General features: G+C 63.6%; 19 protein-coding genes. 7 read left to right on the top strand and 12 right to left on the bottom strand.

Annotated features, from left to right (window positions below; genetic code table 11):
• Positions 1–144: 144 nt before the first annotated feature.
• From NLY36_RS30750 to NLY36_RS30730, 5 genes are all read left to right on the top strand, one after another.
• Entirely contained in the window at positions 145–1,782 is a 1,638-nt protein-coding gene (locus tag NLY36_RS30750; RefSeq protein ID WP_023736532.1) for a N,N-dimethylformamidase beta subunit family domain-containing protein, read from the top strand.
• 1 nt (position 1,783) lies between these two features.
• Positions 1,784–3,157: an aminotransferase family protein gene (locus NLY36_RS30745; RefSeq protein ID WP_023684915.1), complete on the top strand. Its 1,374-nt coding sequence runs from the start codon at positions 1,784–1,786 to the stop codon at positions 3,155–3,157.
• Between the two features lie 10 nt (positions 3,158–3,167).
• Positions 3,168–4,097: a 3,5-dioxohexanoate:acetyl-CoA acetone transferase gene (gene kce / locus NLY36_RS30740; protein WP_023736531.1), complete on the top strand. Its 930-nt coding sequence runs from the start codon at positions 3,168–3,170 to the stop codon at positions 4,095–4,097.
• 209 nt (positions 4,098–4,306) lie between these two features.
• A complete protein-coding gene (locus tag NLY36_RS30735; protein ID WP_031196820.1) occupies positions 4,307–4,810 on the top strand; it encodes a GNAT family N-acetyltransferase in 504 nt (167 codons plus the stop codon).
• Positions 4,807–5,835 (top strand): histone deacetylase family protein, encoded by a 1,029-nt coding sequence (locus tag NLY36_RS30730; protein ID WP_023736530.1) that lies wholly within the window; start codon positions 4,807–4,809, stop codon positions 5,833–5,835. Before NLY36_RS30735 ends, NLY36_RS30730 begins: the two co-directional genes overlap by 4 nt.
• Before the next feature lie 4 nt (positions 5,836–5,839).
• On the opposite strand, the gene NLY36_RS30725 is transcribed toward NLY36_RS30730, so the two are convergent.
• The 3 genes from NLY36_RS30725 to NLY36_RS30715 form a co-directional block, all read right to left on the bottom strand.
• A complete protein-coding gene (locus NLY36_RS30725) occupies positions 5,840–7,102 on the bottom strand; it encodes a cysteine desulfurase-like protein (protein WP_023697590.1) in 1,263 nt (420 codons plus the stop codon).
• Between the two features lie 52 nt (positions 7,103–7,154).
• Positions 7,155–8,222 carry an aldo/keto reductase gene (locus NLY36_RS30720; RefSeq protein WP_023697589.1) on the bottom strand — a complete coding sequence of 356 codons (1,068 nt, stop codon included), beginning with the start codon at positions 8,220–8,222 and terminating at the stop codon, positions 7,155–7,157.
• A gap of 117 nt (positions 8,223–8,339) precedes the next feature.
• The gene (locus tag NLY36_RS30715) at positions 8,340–8,882 is read right to left on the bottom strand and encodes a hypothetical protein (RefSeq protein WP_023706484.1); all 543 of its coding nucleotides are present in this window, start codon (positions 8,880–8,882) and stop codon (positions 8,340–8,342) included.
• Between the two features lie 330 nt (positions 8,883–9,212).
• On the opposite strand from NLY36_RS30715, the gene NLY36_RS30710 reads away from it, so the two are divergent.
• Positions 9,213–9,377 (top strand): hypothetical protein, encoded by a 165-nt coding sequence (locus tag NLY36_RS30710; protein ID WP_023690170.1) that lies wholly within the window; start codon positions 9,213–9,215, stop codon positions 9,375–9,377.
• Between the two features lie 75 nt (positions 9,378–9,452).
• Here the strand turns inward: NLY36_RS30710 and NLY36_RS30705 are convergent, their stop codons facing one another.
• A complete protein-coding gene (locus tag NLY36_RS30705) occupies positions 9,453–9,959 on the bottom strand; it encodes a DUF1993 domain-containing protein (RefSeq protein ID WP_023669071.1) in 507 nt (168 codons plus the stop codon).
• Between the two features lie 124 nt (positions 9,960–10,083).
• On the opposite strand from NLY36_RS30705, the gene NLY36_RS30700 reads away from it, so the two are divergent.
• Complete coding sequence (locus tag NLY36_RS30700; protein WP_023697587.1) at positions 10,084–11,142, top strand: DUF1176 domain-containing protein; 1,059 nt, start codon at positions 10,084–10,086, stop codon at positions 11,140–11,142.
• A 36-nt stretch (positions 11,143–11,178) separates the two neighbouring features.
• Here NLY36_RS30700 and NLY36_RS30695 read toward each other — a convergent pair whose 3' ends face one another.
• From NLY36_RS30695 to NLY36_RS30660, 8 genes are all read right to left on the bottom strand, one after another.
• Positions 11,179–12,384 (bottom strand): epoxide hydrolase family protein, encoded by a 1,206-nt coding sequence (locus NLY36_RS30695; RefSeq protein WP_245260293.1) that lies wholly within the window; start codon positions 12,382–12,384, stop codon positions 11,179–11,181.
• A gap of 74 nt (positions 12,385–12,458) precedes the next feature.
• On the bottom strand, positions 12,459–13,370 hold the full coding sequence (locus NLY36_RS30690) for an alpha/beta hydrolase family protein (RefSeq protein WP_245260292.1): 912 nt from the start codon (positions 13,368–13,370) through the stop codon (positions 12,459–12,461).
• A 185-nt stretch (positions 13,371–13,555) separates the two neighbouring features.
• Entirely contained in the window at positions 13,556–15,166 is a 1,611-nt protein-coding gene (locus tag NLY36_RS30685; RefSeq protein WP_023736529.1) for an NTP transferase domain-containing protein, read from the bottom strand.
• The gene (locus tag NLY36_RS30680; RefSeq protein ID WP_023736528.1) at positions 15,163–15,867 is read right to left on the bottom strand and encodes an XdhC family protein; all 705 of its coding nucleotides are present in this window, start codon (positions 15,865–15,867) and stop codon (positions 15,163–15,165) included. Before NLY36_RS30680 ends, NLY36_RS30685 begins: the two co-directional genes overlap by 4 nt.
• A 2-nt stretch (positions 15,868–15,869) precedes the next feature.
• A complete protein-coding gene (locus NLY36_RS30675) occupies positions 15,870–16,208 on the bottom strand; it encodes an XdhC family protein (protein ID WP_023736527.1) in 339 nt (112 codons plus the stop codon).
• Positions 16,209–16,266: 58 nt separating this feature from the next.
• Positions 16,267–17,511 carry a vWA domain-containing protein gene (locus NLY36_RS30670; RefSeq protein WP_023736526.1) on the bottom strand — a complete coding sequence of 415 codons (1,245 nt, stop codon included), beginning with the start codon at positions 17,509–17,511 and terminating at the stop codon, positions 16,267–16,269.
• 5 nt (positions 17,512–17,516) lie between these two features.
• On the bottom strand, positions 17,517–18,446 hold the full coding sequence (locus NLY36_RS30665) for an AAA family ATPase (RefSeq protein WP_023736525.1): 930 nt from the start codon (positions 18,444–18,446) through the stop codon (positions 17,517–17,519).
• Positions 18,443–18,970 (bottom strand): flavin reductase, encoded by a 528-nt coding sequence (locus NLY36_RS30660; protein WP_023700848.1) that lies wholly within the window; start codon positions 18,968–18,970, stop codon positions 18,443–18,445. The genes NLY36_RS30665 and NLY36_RS30660 overlap by 4 nt, the downstream gene beginning before the upstream one ends.
• Positions 18,971–19,095: the final 125 nt, after the last annotated feature.

The following is a 19,095-nucleotide window of genomic DNA, read 5'->3' as shown; positions in this document are numbered from 1 at the left end:
GCCTCGCCTGAGATAGTCGGTTTGCCAGGTGCGGCCAAGAGCGGCCAAGCAATTGTGTCGTATGCAATTGCTGGCCCGATCGTTTCCATTTGACGCTTGGCCGGCAGATGGCCGAAATGGCGGCCTGTCACTTTTCCGGTGTTCATGACCCAACTGCCGACCGAATTTCCCGATTTCGGACTGACGCCCGAGCAGCGCCGCGAGGCAGTGCGCGGCCATTACTATGAATGGCCAGGAATGGACGGCGAGCGCGGCGAGATCTGGTGTTATTCCAACCGCTTTTCCTACCGCGCCGGCGATACCGTGACGCTGCATGTCAGTTCGACAGTGCCGCGCTTCAGCATTGTCATTGTCCGCGACGGCGGCAGCGAGACAAAAGTCTTCGAGCAAACGGGGCTTTCGGCGCGCTGGCAGGATACGCCGGACCAGTGCTCGGTCGAGGGCTGCGGCTGGGAGGCGTCGTTTCAATTCAGCATCGGCAAGGATTGGCCGTCCGGCGCCTACCGGCTGACGCTGACGGCGGACGGCGGCGATGGCAAGCCGATCCACTGCCACCACCTCATCATCGTCGCGCCCCTGCCCGGCAAAAAGCCCGGTCGCGTGCTGCAGGTGGCGGCGACGGGCACCTGGCTGTCCTACAACACCTGGGGCGGCTCCAACGCCTATCAGGGCATCACCGGCCCGGGCCGCGACCAATATGCGCGCATGGTGTCGACCCAGCGGCCCTGGTGCCGCGGCTTCGTGGTGCTGCCCAAGGATGCGCCGCGCGTGCCGCTGGAGGTTGCGGTGCCGCCGAAAACAGTGCCGCGCTATCCGCACATGGAATGGGCGTACGCCACCGGACATTCGAAGAAATACACCTCCTCCGGCTGGGCGAGCTATGACAGCCACTTCTTCCGCTTTGCCGAGCGCGCCGGCTATGGCGTCGATCTCGCCAGCCAGCACGATTTGCACTTCTCGCCCGAAATCCTCGATGGTTATGACTGTGTGGTCTTCGTCGGCCATGACGAGTACTGGACCTGGGAGATGCGGGACGCCGTCGACAGCTACGTCGAGCGCGGCGGCCATGCGGCGCGCTTTGCCGGCAATTTCATGTGGCAGACAAGGCTCGAGGACGAAGGCCGCCGGCAGGTCTGTTACAAATACCGCGCGCGGGCCGAAGACCCGGCCTATGGCGGCGACGTCACCCGCGCCACCAACTCCTGGGAAGCGCCGGAGATCGGCCGTCCCGGCGCTCTGACCTTCGGCCTTAACGCAACGAGGGGCGTCTATGCCGGCTGGGGCGGATGCGCACCGCGCGGCGTGCGCGGCTTTCCGGTCTATCGGCCCGAGCACTGGGCCTTTGCCGGCACCGGCATGTACTATGGCGACCTGCTCGGCGCCGACAGCCATGTCTATGGCTATGAGGTCGACGGGCTCGATTTCGAGATCCGCGGCGGCCTGCCCTATCCGACACCGGACAGCGGTGCGCCTGACGGGCTGCAGGTGCTGGCCGTCGGCATAGCGAGCCAGGTCGAGGAAAGCGCCGATATCCCGATCGAGGACCAGTTTCTCGCCGACGAGGATGGCCGCTTTACGGCCGAAACGCTGTTTGGCGAGGCGACCGACGCCAATCTGGAAAAGGTCAAACGCGGCAACGGCATGATCGTCAATTTTCCGCGCGGCAAGGGCGAGGTTTTCCACGCCGGAAGCTGCGAATGGGTCGCCGGCCTGCTCAGGCAGGATCCCATGGTCGAGCGCGTGACCAGGAATGTAATCGATCGCTACCTCGGAAAGTCCTGACATGCAGAAGCCCTCATCAACTGGTTCAGAAACGCGCGCGCCCTCGCACCTGTTCTACCTCTCCAGCCTGCGCCGGCCGCTGATCGACCGCGCCGAAGGCATTTATATGTGGACGCAGGACGGCCGCCGCTTCATCGACGGATCGAGCGGACCGATGGTCGCCAATATCGGCCATTCCAACCGCAACGTGCTCGACGCCATGAAGCGGCAGATGGACCGCGCCACCTTCGCCTACCGGCTGCATTTCGAGAACGAGCAGGCGGAAGAACTGGCGCGGGAGCTCGCCGGCAAACTGCCGGAGGGCATGGACCGAATCTTCTTCGTCTCCGGCGGTTCGGAGGCGACGGAATCCTGCATCAAGCTGGCGCGGCAATGGGCGGTCGCGACCGGCCAGCCGAAGCGCTGGAAGGTTATCACGCGTTTTCCCTCCTATCATGGCGGCACGCTGGGTTCGCTTTCGATAACCGGCGACGATGCGCTGGCCGAAACGTTCACACCGATGATGCGGGTGATGCCGACCGTGCCGGCGCCGACGGCATGGCGCGACCGCGACAATCTTTCGATGGAGCAGCGCGGCGTCCGTTATGCCGACATGCTGGAGGAGAAGATCCAGGCCGAGGGCCCGGACAGCGTGCTCGCCTTCATCATGGAGCCGATCGGCGGTGCGGCGACTTCGGCCCTCGTCGCACCGGACAGCTATTATCCGCGTATACGCGAGATCTGCGACCGCTACGGCATCCTGCTCATCCATGATGAAGTGATGAGCGGCGCCGGCCGCACCGGAAAATTCCTTGGCGGCGACCATTGGAACTGCAAGCCCGACATCGTCGCGCTGTCGAAGGGGCTTGGCTCCGGCTATGCGCCGCTCGGCGCGCTGGCCGCCCCGATGCGGCTGGTCGAGCCGCTGCTGGCGTCGGGCGGCTTCCAGCATGGCCACACCTATGCTGGCAATCCGCTCGCCTGCGCGGCCGGGCTCGCCGTGCTCGGCGAGATGGACCGCCTCGACCTGATCGCCAATGCCGCCGCGATGGGCGACGTGCTGATGGACGGGCTGAAAGGGCTGGCGAAGCGTTTTCCGTTCATCGCCGATGTCCGAGGCAAAGGCCTGCTCACCGGCGCCGAGATGGTTGCCGATCCCGAAACTCTACGGCCGATCGAACAGGGCAAGAAAGCCACGCAGCGCCTGCTCGACCTCGCCTACGAGCGCGGGCTGATCATCTACGGCCGCAGGGTCAAGGGCGGTGTCGACAGCGACAATTTCATGGTGGCGCCGCCGATGATCGTCACGGCTGAAGAGGTCGGGGAGATCATTTCCATCATCGGCGATTCGCTGGAAGTTCTGGCCGCCGAACTCGACCTGCCGGTCGAAGGCTGAAGGCTAAAGAATGGCGCCGAGGAAAGTCATCATCACCTGCGCGGTCACTGGCTCGGTGCACACCCCGTCCATGTCGCCCTATCTGCCGGTGACGCCGGACCAGATCGCGACCGACGCCATCGCGGCGGCCGAGGCTGGCGCCTCAATCCTGCATCTCCACGCCCGCGATCCCAAAGACGGCCGGCCGACCGCCGATCCTGAGGTGTTCATGCAGTTCCTGCCGCGCATCAAGCAAGCGACCGATGCGGTGATCAACATCACCACCGGCGGTTCGTCGCTGATGACGCTCGACCAGCGGCTGGCGGCACCACTGCGGGCCGAGCCGGAAATGTGCTCGCTCAACATGGGCTCGATGAATTTCGCGCTGTTCCCGATGCTCGACAAGCCAAGGGAGTGGCAGCACGAGTGGGAACCAAAGCTGCTCGAAGCCACGCGCGACACCATCTTCAAGAACACCTTTGCCGATATGGAAGGCGTGCTCGAAAAGCTCGGCAAGGGCTGCGGCACGCGCTTTGAGTTCGAATGCTACGATGTCGGCCATCTCTATTCGCTGGCGCATTTTCGCGACCGCGGGCTGGTGTCGGGACCGCTGTTCATCCAGTTCGTGCTCGGCATTCTCGGCGGCATCGGCGCCGATCCCGACAATCTCATCCATATGAAGCGCATCGCCGACAAGCTGTTCGGCGACAGCTACCAGTTCTCGGTGCTCGCCGCCGGCCGCCACCAGATGCCGCTGATCTCGATCGCGGCGGCGACGGGCGGCAATGTCCGCGTCGGGCTGGAGGACAGTCTCTACGATGGACGGCAATTGGCGAAATCCAATGCCGATCAGGTGCGCAGGATACGCGCCATTCTCGACGGGTTGTCGCTGGAAGTCGCAACGCCGACCGAGGCGCGCGAGATGCTGGCGCTGAAGGGTGGCGATAGGGTGGCGTTTTGAGATGATTGATCTGCGATGATGGCGTTCTGGCACACCCCCCTCTGGCCTGCCGGCCATCTCCCCCTCAAGGGGGGAGATCGGATGTCACTGCGGCCTTCGCCAATCTCAATCGTTGCAAAATGGATGGCAGCGCCAAAGCTGCCAATCTCCCCCCTTGAGGGTGAGATGTCCGGCAGGACAGAGGGGGGTGCCTGGGCGCCTTGCCTATCGTGAGTACAGTCACCCTCCGCCCCGGCACCATCGACGACGTCGACACCATCCATGCCGCGCTGCTCAAGCTCGGCACCCATATCGGCGCGCATCAGGAGATCACGTCCACTGCCGACGATCTCCGCCGCTACGGCTTTGGCGACAAACCCGCCTTCTCCACCCTGATCGCCGAGATCGGCGGCGATTTTGCGGGGCTCTGCCTGCATTTCCCGATCTTCTCGACATGGATGGGGCGGCCCGGCGTCTATATCCAGGACCTCTATGTCGAGGACCGGTTTCGCGGCCGCAAGATCGGCGAAAGACTGCTGCGCCGGGTCGCGCGCGACTGCCGCCGGGATGGCGGCGCCTATCTCAGGCTGTCCGTCGACACCGACAATGACGGCGCCAAGGCTTTTTATGAGCGGCTGGGCATCGCCTGGTCGAGCTACGAGCAGACGCAGAAGATTGTTGGCGATGCCTTTTTCGCCTTTGCCGATGCAGCGCAGGATGGGGACGCGGAATGAAAGCCTTCTTTGCCGAGGAGCAGAAACGCCACGACCCGAAGGCCTTTCTGTCCAGCGGTGCGCCGCAGCCCAATCCCGAACAGCCGGAGCGGGTAGAGCGATTGTTAGCCGGCGCAAAATCCGCCGGATTGATGATCGAGCGGCCCAGGGAACATGGCCTAGGCCCGGTGGCGGCCGTGCATACGCCGGAGTATCTCGCCTTCCTCGAACACATTTTTGCGCGCTGGCAGCGCATCGAGGGCGCATCCGCGGAAGTCATCCCCAACATCCATCCACTGGCCCGCACAGGGTCCTATCCGGCCTCGGCGGTCGGCCAGGCCGGCTACCACATGGCCGACACCGCTTGCCCGATCTCGGCCGAAACCTGGCACAGCGCGCTGTGGAGCGCCTGGAGTGCAGTCGAGGCAGCCGAAGCGGTGATATCGGGCGCGCCTGCCGCTTATGCGCTCTGCCGGCCGCCCGGCCATCATGCCTTTGCCGATGTCGCCGGCGGCTTCTGCTTCATCAACAATTCGGCGGTCGCAGCCCAGGTGTTGCGCAAGCAGGCGGCGCGGGTGGCGATCCTCGATGTCGACCTGCATCACGGCAACGGCACGCAAGGCATCTTTTATAGGCGCTCGGACGTGCTGACGGTGTCGCTGCATGCCGATCCGGTGCGCTTCTATCCGTTCTTCTGGGGCCATGCCGATGAGCGCGGCGAAGGTCCGGGCCTCGGCTATAATTTCAACCTGCCATTGCCGCGCAAATCAGCCGACGCGGCGTTTCTGGAGGCCCTCGAAGTGGCGTTCCAGCGTATCCGCGCCTTTTCGCCGGACGCGCTGGTCGTGGCGCTCGGTCTCGATGCGTTCGAGGGCGATCCGTTCGGCGGGCTTTCGGTGACCACGCCCGGTTTCTCGCGGATCGGCGAGGCAATTGCCAAGCTCGGCCTGCCGACGGTTATCGTCCAGGAAGGCGGCTATCTTTGCGACGCGCTCGGCGACAATCTCACGGCGTTCCTCACCGGTTTCGGCGGCAAACAGCGATAGCTGACTAGCGCTGCTGCCTCAGCATGGCGATCACCCGGTGCACGCTTTCCAACGTCTCGTCGATCTCTGCCGCCGTGTTGTAGTGCGCAATACCGATGCGCACGACGCCCTGCTCGGCCGGAATGCCGAGATGGTGGACGATCTCCCAGGCGTAGTTGTGACCCGACCATAGAAAAATGTTCTCGGCATTCATCTGCCGCACGATCGTCTCTGGCACGATGCCGTCGACGGTGAAGGACACGGTCGGCACGCGCTCAATGACACGCTTCTGATCGGTGATGCCGCGGATGGTCAGGCCCTCAATGGCGGACAGCCCATCGATCAGCCTCAGCGCCAGCGGGTTTTCGTAGGCGATCGACACTTCGTATGCCTTTGCGATCTTTTGCCTTCGCGCACCGCCCTCGCCGGCCGCAGCTCCGAGTTCGGCGAAGTAATCGACCGCTGCGGTAAGCCCGGCCATCAGTTCGATCTGCGGCGTGCCGAGTTCGAAGCGCTCCGGCAGGCCATTGGAAGAGCAACGGCATTTGTAGGGTTGCAGCGCATCGATGATGTCGCGGCGTCCCCACAATATGCCCATATGCGGGCCGAAGAATTTGTAGGCCGAGCAGATCAGGAAGTCGCAGCCGAGATCCTGCACGTCGACCAGCCCATGCGGCGCGAACTGCACGGCGTCGACATAGACCACCGCGCCGGCCTGTTTGGCGATGGCCGTCAGCGCTTTCACCCGATTGATCGAGCCGGTGAGGTTCGAGGCATAGTTCAGCGCAACGAGTTTTGTCCTGTCGGTAAGCAGAGCGCTGAGCGCCGCCTCCTCGACCTGCCAGCTGTTCTCGTCGAAAGGCAGGAAGCGCACCAAGAGGCCAAGATCTTCGGCCAGTTGCAGCCAGGGCGAGACATTGCCCTCATGATCCATGCGGGTGACGATGATCTCGTCGCCCGGCTTGAAGCCGCGGCCGAGCGTGCGCGACATGTGATAGGTCAGCGTCGTCATGTTGGCGCCGATGATTATTTCCTCCGCGCTCGCTGCACCCAGGAAATCGGCCATCGCCTCATGGGCGTCGTCGAACACCTTTTGCGCGGCAAGCGTGGTTTCGAAATAGCCGCCGAGATTGGCGTTGGTGGTGAGGAGGCAGCGCGCCACCGCGTCGGCAACCGCTTGCGGCACCTGCGTGCCGGCCGGATTGTCGAGATAGATGCGCCGGCGGCCCTTGTCGGTCAGGTCCAGCGCCGGAAATTTTCCCCTGACGGTCTCGATCGGAAAATCCATGGCTGTCCCCTTCCCCTTGTCTTTGCTCGGCAATCCCGGCCAAACGGTCTGCTTATGGGCACGGATTGCCGACGCGCTGGTGGATCGCATCCACGACCTTCTGCATCTCGTCGGTCCAGGTCACGTCGGCTGACGACAGCGCCATCTCAAGCTGGGCAATCGTCGTCGCGCCGATGATGCTGGAAGTGACGAAAGGCCGGCTGGCGACATAGGCGTTGGCAAACAGCGCCGGTTCAAGGCCGAAGGAACGCGCCAGTTCGTTGTATGCGAGCTGCGCCTCCGCCGCATTCGGCGTCTCGTAGCGCTGGCCGCGGTTGAACAGCTGCGAGCGCGAACCCTGCGGCCGTGCGCCATGGTCGTATTTGCCGGTGAGATAGCCCTGCGCCAGCGGCGAATAGGCGAGAAAGCCGACATCCTCGCGCCCGCAGACTTCGGCCAGGTTCACCTCGAACGTACGGTTGACCAGATTGTAGGCGTTCTGCAGCGAAACGATGCGCGGGCCGACGCCCTTGTCGGCCTCGGCGATGAAACGCATGACGCCCCAGGAGCTTTCGTTCGACAGGCCGAGATGGCGGATCTTTCCCGCCTTCACCAGCTCCTCGAAGACTGCGAGTGTCTCGGCGATCGGCGTCTCGCCGGCCGGCGCGCCAACGGCATCGGCACGGCGCGGCACAGCACCCACGCGGGTCGGGTTGGCGCCCCAGGGGATGTCGCGCTCCGGCCAATGGATCTGATAGAGATCAAGATAGTCGGTGCCGAGCTTGGCCAGCGATTTGTCGATGGCGTCAAAGATGTCGGCGCGCACCAGCTTCGACGGACGGCCGCCGCGGAACCAGCTGTTGGCGGTGCGGCCGACCACTTTCGAGGCCAGGATGACCTTGTCGCGGTTGCCGTTGGCCTTCATCCAGCTGCCGATGAACTTCTCCGTGCGCCCCTGCGTCTCGGCCTTGGGCGGGATCGGGTAGAGCTCGGCGGTGTCGATGAAATTCACGCCGCGCTCAAAAGCCAGATCCATCTGCGCATGGCCATCGGCCTCGGTGTTCTGCTCGCCCCAGGTCATCGACCCCAGGCAGATCTGGGTAACAAGAAGATCGGTCCGACCGAGACGGCGTTTGTGCATGGGGTTTCTCCGGCGGGAATTTGCGCGGCTACGCGGGAAGGAAGCCGCATGTATAGGGAAAGCGGCGCCGCTCTCCAACCCTCAGGGAACCCGACTTTTGCGTGAACCCTGGAAAAGTCAGCGCCGGACGCCGGCCAGCGCGCGCCGCTTGGCCTCATCGATCAGCATATTGGCCACCTGCATGCGGATCATGGCGCGCTGGCGCAGATGCGGCGCGACGCGGTCGGGGTGGTTGGCGAAGGCGAAGCTGCGGCGCATGCGGCCGAGATCGGCGTTCTTGACGGGATGATCGAGGCCGAGCTCGACGGCGATCGCGTCAGGGTCGATCGGCGGCAGCTTTTCCTCGGGCTTTGCCTCCTCGCCGGCCAGCGCCAGCTTGGCATGATCGAGAAGGGCCGCGAATTCTGCGGCCAGATCGGCTCCCGCCTCGCGGTATTCGGCGGCGAATGTTTCGCCCGAGACCTTGATGCGGCCGGAATGAAGCTCGTCGGCCACGGAGAGATAGTCGAACGGGATCGACGGCCGGGCGCTCGTCTCTTCCGCCGCCTCATCCTTGTCGGAGGCAACGAACAGATCGTCGAGCAAGGAAGCGAAATCCCGCTTGGCGCCGATGTCAGCCTCCCCCTCGTTTAAGCGTGCGAACAGAGCCGGTCGCAGCATAGAACCGGCTCGTTAAAAATGAATGCCGCTGATCTTAACCAGTTTAGGCGTTTGCGAGGTTTGGGCGGGCCCGGTTGGCGATGCGCAAGACCCAACAAAAAGCCGGACTGCATTTGCATGCAGTCCGGAAATTCGCCAGGAGTGGCGAGGAAAAGCCGGCCATGTGCCAGCGTCTATGCATACGGTGGGGATGCGCCACAAGTTTCAGCGCACGCGGCAATTGTGCCGAAAAAAATTCGCTTGGCATGGCTGCCATGCAAATGCTGCACTGCACAATCTTCACAATTTTCCTATATTCGGCGCCGTGGAGGATCAACAAGGGGCCGAATCATGGGGTTCTTCACTGAAATGTTTGCCCGTCCGCGTCCGCAGGAGCATCAGCGTTATCGTTCCGCCCTGGCACTGCTGCACTCGATGAGCAATGCCGACCGCGCCGACATCGGCGTCAAGCCGGCCGATTTCCCACGCATCGCGCGCGAAATGTCACTGCGTTGAGTAAGCCTTGGCGCTGAACCAGCGTCATACGAAGTTTCCCGGCAGCGGCCGGGAAACCTCGCAACGCGCAATTCGTCAACGATTACCGAGATAGGCGCCCTTGGTCAGCGGCACGCCATTGTGGCGCAGGATGTCGTAGGCGGTGGTCACGTGGAAATAGAAGTTGGGCATGGCGACATGCAGCAGATACTGCATGCCGGGCATCGAGGCTTCGCGCTGGCCAAACTTCAGTTCGACCACCCTTTCATCCGAACCATCGAATTCGGCGGCCGAGAATGACGCCAGCAGATCGAGCGTCTTGGTCAGGCGCGCCTGAAGCTCGGCGAAGGTCGCTTCATTGTCTTCGTATTTCGGCACCTCGCGACGGGCCAGCCGTGATGGCGCGCCCTTGGCGTGGTCGGTGGCGACCTGCACCTGCCTGACCAGCGCGTACATGTCGGGCGCCAACCTCGCGGTCAAAAACACCTGCGGGTCGATCTTGCGCTCGGTTGCATTCTGTTCGGCCGCCGACAGCACGCCGGACAGCGCCTTCAGCCTGGCCGAAAACACCGGCACCGAGGCTTCATACATCGATAGTGTCACGTTCAAATCTCCATTGCGGCTGAAGCGCCGACGGCGGGACGTAGCGCCTTCCCGGAGGATTTTTCAAGCGTCACCACGTCGCCGCAATCGATGTGATAGAATCCTGTCGTGGTGGAGATCCCCGATGAGACTTGTCTTTCTGGCAGCGACCGCTTTTTTCTCCCTTGCTGTATCCAGCCAAGCTTTGTTGGCCGATGATGACCCGGCGACCGATGACCAGGCACCTTATGTCGACGACAGGTCGGATGCCGCAGCGGTGGTCCGTTCGCTCTACAGTGCCATCAACCGGCACGAATTCGCCCGCGCCTGGGCTTACTACGGCGATACCAAGCCGGCAAAGGATTTCGACACTTTCGTTAAGGGCTATGACGGCACCGACAAGGTCGACGTGGAAACCGGCGCCATTTCCGATGAAGGTGCCGCCGGCAGCATCTATTACAGCGTCCCGGTGGCCATCCGCGCCACCGACAAGGACGGCAAGGAAGCAGTCTTCGCCGGCTGCTACACGCTGCGCCAGGTCAGCGCTCAGATCCAGGCCCCGCCATTCCGACCGATCTTTATCGACAAGGGCGCGCTGAAGCCATCCAAGGCCGATTTCGAGGGGGCGCTGCCGCCAAGCTGTGGTGACGGGCCGCCGCCGCCGAAGAAGGACACAGCACTCGAGCAGGTGAAGAAACTGTTCGCCGCCGATTATGGCGATCAGTGTGACAAGCAATTTCTCGGCGAGGAGCCGAACATCTTTTCGATCAAATACAAGGCAAAGGACGCGGCTGCCAGCGATCCCGACAAGGAAACGCGGCTTTTCGAGTTCTACTGCCAAGCGGCAGCCTATAACGCAAGTTCGGTCTACTACATGACCGACGAAGTATCGGGCGTGCGGCAGTTGCAGTTCACCGAGCCCGAAATGGATATCCGTTACGAGAACAATGACAGCGACGGCAAACTGCTGGGCATGGATATCATCGGCTTCCGCACAACCGGCTGGGCGGCCAATTCCGAATATGACGAAGAAGCCAAGACGCTGACCACGTTCAACAAATGGCGCGGCATCGGCGACGCCTCGGACAAGGGGATATACCTGTTCCGTAACGGCGATTTCTCCCTCGTCCAATATGATGTGGACGCGTCTTACGATGGCGAGGAGAACCCGCAGACGGTGGTCGACTACAACACCGCGCCGTAGGGGTCTTAGCAGGAACCGCCGCGCTCAAGCAGTCCTTCACATTCGCCTTCTCGTTTCAGGCCGCGAACGCATCGGCCGGAAGAAGGCGCGAATGTCCTCGACCAGAAGACTCGGTTCCTCCAGCGCAGCGAAATGGCCGCCTCGCGGCATCGATGTCCATCGCTGAACGTCAAAGACCCGCGCCACCCAGGATCGAGGCGGCATCGGCAACTCGCGAGGGAAAAGCGCTACCCCAAATGGAGGCGAAACGCGTTCCAGCGTCTCGAACGCAAGAGGGAACAGTCGATTCTCCTTGTAGAGTCGCAAGGACGAGGTGAGCGCGTTGCTGAACCAATAGAGAGAAACATCCGTAAGGAGCGTGTCCATGCCGAAGGTGCGCTCCACGTCACCGTCGCAATCGCTCCAGCTACGGAACTTCTCGATCATCCAGGCTGCGAGACCGATCGGCGAGTCTGTCAGAGCATAAGCAAGCGTCTGAGGCTTCGTGCCCTGCAGATGGGCATAGGCGCCCTCCGTTGCCGTCCAGGCCGCGGCCTTTTCCAGAAAGGCCTGCTCCTCAACGGTGACAGGTGGCAGACCTGCACCCAAGGGTGGCCGATAGCTCCCGGGAATGTAATTGACGTGGACGCCAAGCACGCTTTCGGAATGGAGCCGTGCCATCCAGGCGGAAACGCCCGCGCCGATGTCGCCTCCTTGGGAAGCGAAGCGGTCGTAGCCGAGCCCGCGCATCAACTGTACCCATAACTCCGCGATGCGGCCGGAATGGAAGCCTGGTTCCGTCGGCGCCTGGGAAAAGCCGTATCCGGGCAAGGAGGGAACTACCACGTGGAAAGCGTCGGCCGGGTCACCACCATGGGCAGCTGGGTCTGCCAGCAATGGAATGACGTGTTCCATTTCGATGAACGAGCCGGGCCAGCCATGCGTTATGATCAGCGGCAGCGGCGCCGGTCCGTTGCCTGGCTGGTGGACAAAGTGGACGTCTAGGTTGTTCAGCCTCGTCAGATACTGCGGCAGCCGGTTCAGCCGCGCCTCTTGCACTCTCCAGTCGAAGCGGTCTCGCCAGTAATCCGCAAGGCGCTTGATGAACGGCAGCTCGGCCCCATCGTTCCAGCCCGCTTCGCTTAGCGGAATTGGCCATCGTGTTGCGCTAAGCCGGCGCTGGAGATCTTCAAGTTGTTCGTTCGGAATTTGGATCTTGAAGGGGTGGGCGTCCATCGCTGTGCTTCCGATCTGTTGGATCATATCAGCCTACACCTAAGAGGATATCGGCCGAACCATGATTGCCAAAACCAACGGGCACCCCTGGGCGATATGCCTCAGGGCGCCTTCGACAGCATCCAGTTCAGCGTTTGGCGCCAGTCGACCATGCGGATCGGCGTGCCATGGGTGCCGGTCTCGAACCGGACGAACCGGGTCGGATAGGCTTTCGAGTTCGCAGTGATGGAGCGGAAGAAGGCTTCCTGCTTCTCCACGGGAAAGACCGGATCCTTGCTGCCTTGGCCGAAGAACACCGGCACACGGCGCCTGTAGGCCGGGCTCGACAGGAAACTGTCATCCCACAGCGAGCCGAGCAGCAGCAGCCCGTTGATGCGCCGTCCCGTATCGCTGCGGCCGGCCAGCTTCCAGCACAGCGCGCCGCCCATCGAGCCACAGGCGACGAAGATTTTCGCGTCCGGCGAGGCCTCGGCATAGTGGCCGATCAGCGCCGCGACCTGGGCCGCGCCCTTGTCGCCGAAATCGGTGAAATCGGGTGAGAGATAGAGGCCGCCATTGCCGGCCATCAGGTTCTTGATTCGGTTGAAGTTGCCGCCGAAGGTGAAGTCGTCGACGCCCTGCTTGCGGCTGCCGCCCTGCCCGTGCAGGTAAAGCACGATGATACCGGCGCCTTCGGTCTTGCCTACGGCGACATGCCTGACATCGCCGGCATCGGTTTTCAGCATCAAATCCCGCTGCACCTTGCGCACGCCGGTGTCGGTATACCTAGCCTGCACGCGCTTTTCCGGCACTTCGTCGCGGTCGTTGATGTCGCGCATCTCGCGATAGTCGATGACGGTGTAGGCGCCTTTGTCCGTGGACGAGAGCGTCGCGGGATAGGCGAAGAGGTCATCCTTGTAGGGTTTTAGTTCGAGCGCGTCGGCGTGGGCGGCAGAGAACAGGAAAAAGAGCGAAATCAGAAGGCTATGGAGCGCGGCCGCCCCCCTCTGGCCTGCCGGCCATCTCCCCCTCAAGGGGGGAGATTGGATATCACGCCGCCTTCCGCCAATCTTCAAAGCTGCAGGATAGACGCCGCCATCGAGGCTGCTGATCTCCCCCCTTGAGGGGGAGATGGCCGGCAGGCCAGAGGGGGGTAGAAGCGCTGAGGCAAGTAAAGAGAGAGCCATGCTAAAGGCATGCGTTTTTCGGCTTCGCTTTGTCAATCCTGCAGCACGCCGCCGGCGTCTTCCAGCGCCTCGCGGGTGTCGACATCGATCGACGCGCCGTCGCCGATCTCGACGTCGATGACATCCAGTCCCTCGGCCTCGACCAGATGGCGAGCGCCGGTGTCGCCCTCGAGGTGAGCGATGCCTCCAAACAGCGCGCGTGGCAGCAGCACCGGATTGCCGCGGCGGCCGTCATGGGCGGCACGCACCACTGAGCGGCCGCCGTCCCTACGGAAGGCCTCGATCAACCGGTCGAGATCGGCCGATGAGATACCCGGCATGTCGCCGAGGACGATCATGGCGCCGGCCGCCTCGGCTCCAACGCGGGCAATGCCGGCTTTTAGAGACGAGGACAGGCCGTCGGCAAAATCCGGATTGTCGGCGAAGATCACGTCGAGGCCGGTCAAGGCTTGGTGCACCCGCTCACGCTGGTGGCCGGTGACGACAACGGTGCTGGTTGCCTTCGAGGCCAGTGCGCGCTCGACTGTCCGGCGCACCAGCGGTTTGCCGTCGAACAGCGCCAGAAGCTTGTTCGGCCCGCCCATGCGGCTGGAGCGACCGGCGGCCAGAAGCACGATCTCGACCTTCAGCCCGGCTCTCGCCGGCAGCGGCTCGCGCGGCTGCGGCCGGGTCGGGATTTCCATCAAGAGGCCGCCAACGCCCATGCCGGCGATGTCCTTGGCGGTGACGTCGAGACCGGCGATCAGCCTGTCGAGCACCCAATCGAAACCGTTCTCCTTGGGGCTGCGGGCGCAACCGGGCGCGCCGATGACGCGCTTGCCGTCGAGCGTGCCCAGCACCAGCAGATTGCCGGGATCGACGGGCATGCCCGCGCGGATCACCGTGCCACCTGCTGCCTCGATCGCCGCCGGAACGACATCGTTGAAATCGCTCATCGCCGAGGCGCCGAAGATCACCACCATGTCGTTGTCGCGCGCCAGCGCGGCGGCGGCCTCGGCGACGGGCGCAATTTCGTGCGGCGTGCGGCGCTCCGTCGTCAGCCGGCCGCCGGAGCGTGCCAGCCGCGCTTCGGTGACGCGTAGCGTCTTGTCGAGCACGCTCGCCTTGATGCCGGGCAGCACCGTCTGGATGACGCCGATGCGCACCGGATGGTAGGCGTTGACGGCGAAGATCTCGCCGCCGGCGCAGATCTTTGTCACCGCATCGACAAGGGCCGAGGCAACGGCGAACGGGATGATCTTGACCGTCGCCACCATCTGGCCCTGCTCAACCGGCGCGTGCTGCGCCAGCGTGGCGATGGTGATGGTCGGGTCGACCGCATTGATGGCGTCGATCATGGCGGCATCGACGGTGAAGAGACCGGCGGCCTTGGCATGGAGGTTGACGCGGCCGGTCGCGGCCGGTTTTGCCTCTATGTTGCGGTGGGCCATGCTGGCAGCAATCTTTTCGGCCGCCGCATCCTCGCTGAGGTCATCGGCGGCAAGCACCGCCACGACGATCTCGGTAATGCCGGCCGCCTTCAGCACCGCCACGTCCTGCGTGCTCAGCCTGTGCGCCTTGCGGAAACGCCGCTCGCCCGCCGTCGTGGCATGCGCCAGCACCGCGCCTTGCGCCTTGTCGATTGGAACCGGACCGAATCTCACGCCGCAGCGCCTTTCGATTCCAGCCCGCGCGAGCGAAAGGCGTGGATCGTCTGCGCCAGGATGGCGACGGCGATCTCGGCCGGGCTCGCCGCGCCAATGTCGATACCGATCGGTGCGCGGATGCGGGCGATCTGGTCGGCGCTGGCGCCGAGCGCCAGCAGGCGCTCGACGCGCCTGGCGTGTGTTTTGCGGCTGCCGAGTGCGCCGACATAGAAACAGTTGGCGTCGAGCGCGGCCTTCAGTGCGAAATCGTCGATCTTCGGATCATGGGTTACGGCGGCGAGCGCCGTATAGCTGTCGAGCGGCTGGCGTTTCAGCACATCCTCCGGCCATTCGGCATGGAGTGCTACATCGGGAAAACGGTCCGGGGTGGCGAAGGCGGTGCGCGGATCGACGATCTCCAGGGGATAGCCGGCGATCCTGGCCATCGGCGCCAGCGCCTGACTGATATGGACGGCGCCGACTACCACCAGGCGCGGCTGCGGCAAATGCGCGTTGAGGAAGAAGGTGCTCCCTTCAGCCTCGACCGAACCGGAATTGCCGGTGCGAAATGCCTTGGCGATCGCTTGCCCGAGATCGCCGGCAACCTGGTCGCCTTCGCGCACGATGCGGTCGCGGCCATCGCCGAGGTCGGTGACCAGGATCGCGGCGCGGCGCGCGCGACGTTCGGCATTCAGGGTTTTAAGAGCGTAAGGATCCATGCCTAACCAAGCCGCTCCACATAGACCTTGATGCGGCCGCCGCAGGACAGCCCAACCTGCCAGGCGGTTTCGTCGGCAACGCCGAATTCCAGCATCTTCGCTTTCCCCGAGTCGATGACGTCCATCGCCTCGCTCACCACGGCACCCTCGACGCAGCCGCCCGAGACCGAGCCGTGAAAATTGCCTTCGGCGTCAATGACCAGATGACTGCCGGCCGGCCTCGGCGCCGAACCCCAGGTCTCGACCACAGTGGCGACGGCGACATCCTTGCCGTCCTTCATCCAGCCTTCCGCGATGATCAAGGGGTCGCGGGCCTCATCGAGATAGATGCTGTTGTCCATGATCGCTTGCCTCAAAGTCTGTTTTTCTCTGGGAGCCTGTTTTCGGAATCCAATATGGCTATGCGGCGCGCCTGACACCAGCGTCCAGCCAGCGACGCGGATCGACCGAAGCGGCGGATTTCTTGTCCAGCGAGGCGCAGAGGTCGGCCAGCGCATCGAGATTGTGTACCGAGCGGAACTCGTCGACATGAGGCAGCATCGCTCTGACGCCGCGGGCGCGGGCCTCGAAACCGTCGAAGCGCAATAGGGGATTCAGCCAGATCAGCCGCCGGCAGGATTTGTGCAGGCGATCCATCTCCTCCGACAGGCCGGCGACATCGTCGCGCTCCAGCCCGTCGGTGATCAGCAGCACCACCGCACCCTGCCCGAGCACGCGGCGTGACCAGTGCTTGTTGAACTCCGCCAGCGTATCGCCGATGCGGGTGCCGCCCGACCAGTCCTTCACCGCCGCCGAGCAGTCGGCAAGGGCGGCATCGGGGTCGCGATGGCGCATCTGCCGCGTGAGATTGGTCAGCCGCGTGCCGAAGACGAAGGTGTGCACGCGCCGCCGTTTTTCGGTCAGCGCATGCAGAAAGTGCAGGAAGATGCGCGTGTACTGGCTCATCGAACCGGAGATATCGGCGAGAACCACCAGCGGCGGATGCACTTCGCGGGCTGAGCGGAATTTCGGCAGGATCAGTTCGCCGCCGGTGCGCGCGGCCGAGCGCATCATGGCGCGTGGATCGATACGGCGGCCATGCAGGTCTGCCTTGAAGCGTCGGGTACGGACCATGTCGAACGGCAGCCGCAGCCGGGCAATCGCCTTCTTGGCGTCTGCCATCTCGTCGGCATTCATCTGGGCAAAGTCCTTGCCGCGCAGCACTTCATTCCCAGAGAAGGTTAGCCGGGCGTCGACTTCAATCTCCGGGATTTCCCTGACCGGCCGATTCTTCTCGTGGCCTTCGAACATAGCCTGGCTGACGCGGTTTTCTGCCGTGCGCGGCTTTTGCTTCTCCCTGGTGTCGGGCGCCACCGGCGAGAACATCGCCAGAAGTTTCTCGATCAGCTCGCGCGATTTCCAGAACAGCCGGAAGGCTTCGTCGAAAACAGGGTGATCCTCGTGCCGCGACACCAGCACGGCATGCAGCGTCCAGTAGAAATCGTCGCGCGAACCGATGCCGGCTGCCAGCACCGCCTCGATCCCATCCTTGACCGAAGCCGGCCCGACCCGCATGCCGGATTTGCGCAAGGTGCGGGCGAAATAGACGATGTTGTCGGCGATGCGCCCGTCTTCCGTCGCCTCTCTGGGTTCGGGCGCCTTCACTTGCCCTACTCCGCCGCCGCCAGCTCGGCCTTGACCTCGTCGAGGATACGCCGGCCCTCGCCCGCGCCGATGCGGGCAATGTCGTCCTGGTATTTCAACAAAACGCCGATCGTGTCGGAGACGGTTTCGGGATCAAGCGCCACCTTGTCGAGTTCGGTCAGCGCGCCGGCCCAGTCGATGGTTTCGGCGACACCCGGCGCCTTGAACAGCTCGACCCGGCGCAGCTTCTGGATGAACGACACGACTTCCGCGGAAAGTCGGAGGTTGGCCTGCGGCACCTTGCGGCGCACGATCTCCAACTCGCGCTCGGCATTGGGATAGTCGACCCAGTGATAGAGGCAGCGCCGCTTCAGCGCGTCGTGGATTTCGCGGGTGCGGTTGGTGGTGATGATGACGATCGGCCGCTCCTCCGCCTTGATGGTGCCGAGCTCAGGCACCGTCACCTGGAAATCGGACAGGATTTCGAGCAGGAATGCTTCGAAAGCCTCGTCGGTGCGGTCGAGCTCATCGATCAGGAACACCGGGGCCGCACCCGCCTTGCCGGTCAGCGCATCGAGCACCGGGCGGCGGATCAGGTATTTTTCGGAAAAGACATTGCGCTCCATGTCGGAGCGGTCGACCGAGCCTGCCGCCTCCTCCATGCGGATCTCTATCATCTGCGCGGCGTAATTCCACTCATAGACAGCGGACGAGACGTCGAGCCCTTCATAGCATTGCAGGCGGATCAGCCGGCGGCCGAGTGCCTGCGCCAGCACCTTGGCGATCTCGGTCTTGCCGACGCCGGCCTCCCCTTCAAGGAACAGCGGCCGCTGCATGCGCAGGGACAGGAACAGCACCGTTGCCAGCGAGCGCTCCGCGACGTAGTCCGCGCCGGTCAGGAGATCGAGCGTTTCGTCGATCGTCCGCGGCGCGGGGCGCGGTTTCAGCTCGGTCATTCTTTCTCCGTTGCCGCCTCTGCTCCGCTCTGCAGCACGTGGTAGTCGCGGGCGTGGTAGATCAGCGGCCGCAAATTATCGCCCATGCGCAGGCCTGTCACCTTGCCAAAAAGCACACGATGGGTGGCGAGATCCTTGGTGTCCATCAATTCGCAGTCAAAAACCGCAAGAGCGCCCTTCAGGGTAGGCGCGCCGGTCGATATGACGTCCCACTCGCCAAGCGCGAAACGCTCATCGGCCGACAGCCCGGTCAGGCCTGAAAACGCCACCGATAGGGGCTGCTGGTGCGAAGCCAGCGTGTTCAGCGCAAACCGGCCGTTTTGCACGAAGAGCTCGTTCTTGGCATTCTCGCGGTTGAGACAGACGAGAACCGTCGGCGGCGTGTCCGACACCGAACAGGCCGCAATCACCGTCGTGCCGCGTTTGCCGGCGGGCCCGTCGGTGGTCACCACATGGACGTGGCCGGCAAAATGCGCCATCGCGTCGCGATAGGCCTGAGGCCCTATGTCGTTCAACTTCAACACCGATGATTTTCCATAAGCGGGAATCCAAGCGTTATATATGGCGGCACACAATAGGCCACAAGCGAAGTGGTTGACGCCAATCCGCAAATTCCCGTGTTGCGCCTGGGACGGGCAGCCTTTAGGTC

It is taken from the genome of Mesorhizobium sp. C399B (assembly GCF_030323185.1).
GTDB lineage: Bacteria > Pseudomonadota > Alphaproteobacteria > Rhizobiales > Rhizobiaceae > Mesorhizobium.
This window is presented reverse-complemented; position numbering and strand designations above follow the sequence as displayed.

Excerpts from the sequence above, each read along its gene's own strand:
- kce (WP_023736531.1), top strand. The coding sequence starts at position 3,168 with ATGGCGCCGAGGAAAGTCATCATCACCTGCGCGGTCACTGGCTCGGTG.
- NLY36_RS30710 (WP_023690170.1), top strand. The coding sequence starts at position 9,213 with ATGGGGTTCTTCACTGAAATGTTTGCCCGTCCGCGTCCGCAGGAGCAT.
- NLY36_RS30680 (WP_023736528.1), bottom strand. The coding sequence starts at position 15,867 with ATGGATCCTTACGCTCTTAAAACCCTGAATGCCGAACGTCGCGCGCGC.
- NLY36_RS30720 (WP_023697589.1), bottom strand. The coding sequence starts at position 8,222 with ATGCACAAACGCCGTCTCGGTCGGACCGATCTTCTTGTTACCCAGATC.
- NLY36_RS30675 (WP_023736527.1), bottom strand. The coding sequence starts at position 16,208 with ATGGACAACAGCATCTATCTCGATGAGGCCCGCGACCCCTTGATCATC.
- NLY36_RS30695 (WP_245260293.1), bottom strand. The coding sequence starts at position 12,384 with ATGATCCAACAGATCGGAAGCACAGCGATGGACGCCCACCCCTTCAAG.
- NLY36_RS30745 (WP_023684915.1), top strand. The coding sequence starts at position 1,784 with ATGCAGAAGCCCTCATCAACTGGTTCAGAAACGCGCGCGCCCTCGCAC.
- NLY36_RS30730 (WP_023736530.1), top strand. The coding sequence starts at position 4,807 with ATGAAAGCCTTCTTTGCCGAGGAGCAGAAACGCCACGACCCGAAGGCC.
- NLY36_RS30725 (WP_023697590.1), bottom strand. The coding sequence starts at position 7,102 with ATGGATTTTCCGATCGAGACCGTCAGGGGAAAATTTCCGGCGCTGGAC.
- NLY36_RS30665 (WP_023736525.1), bottom strand. The coding sequence starts at position 18,446 with ATGACCGAGCTGAAACCGCGCCCCGCGCCGCGGACGATCGACGAAACG.
- NLY36_RS30700 (WP_023697587.1), top strand. The coding sequence starts at position 10,084 with ATGAGACTTGTCTTTCTGGCAGCGACCGCTTTTTTCTCCCTTGCTGTA.
- NLY36_RS30715 (WP_023706484.1), bottom strand. The coding sequence starts at position 8,882 with ATGCTGCGACCGGCTCTGTTCGCACGCTTAAACGAGGGGGAGGCTGAC.
- NLY36_RS30750 (WP_023736532.1), top strand. The coding sequence starts at position 145 with ATGACCCAACTGCCGACCGAATTTCCCGATTTCGGACTGACGCCCGAG.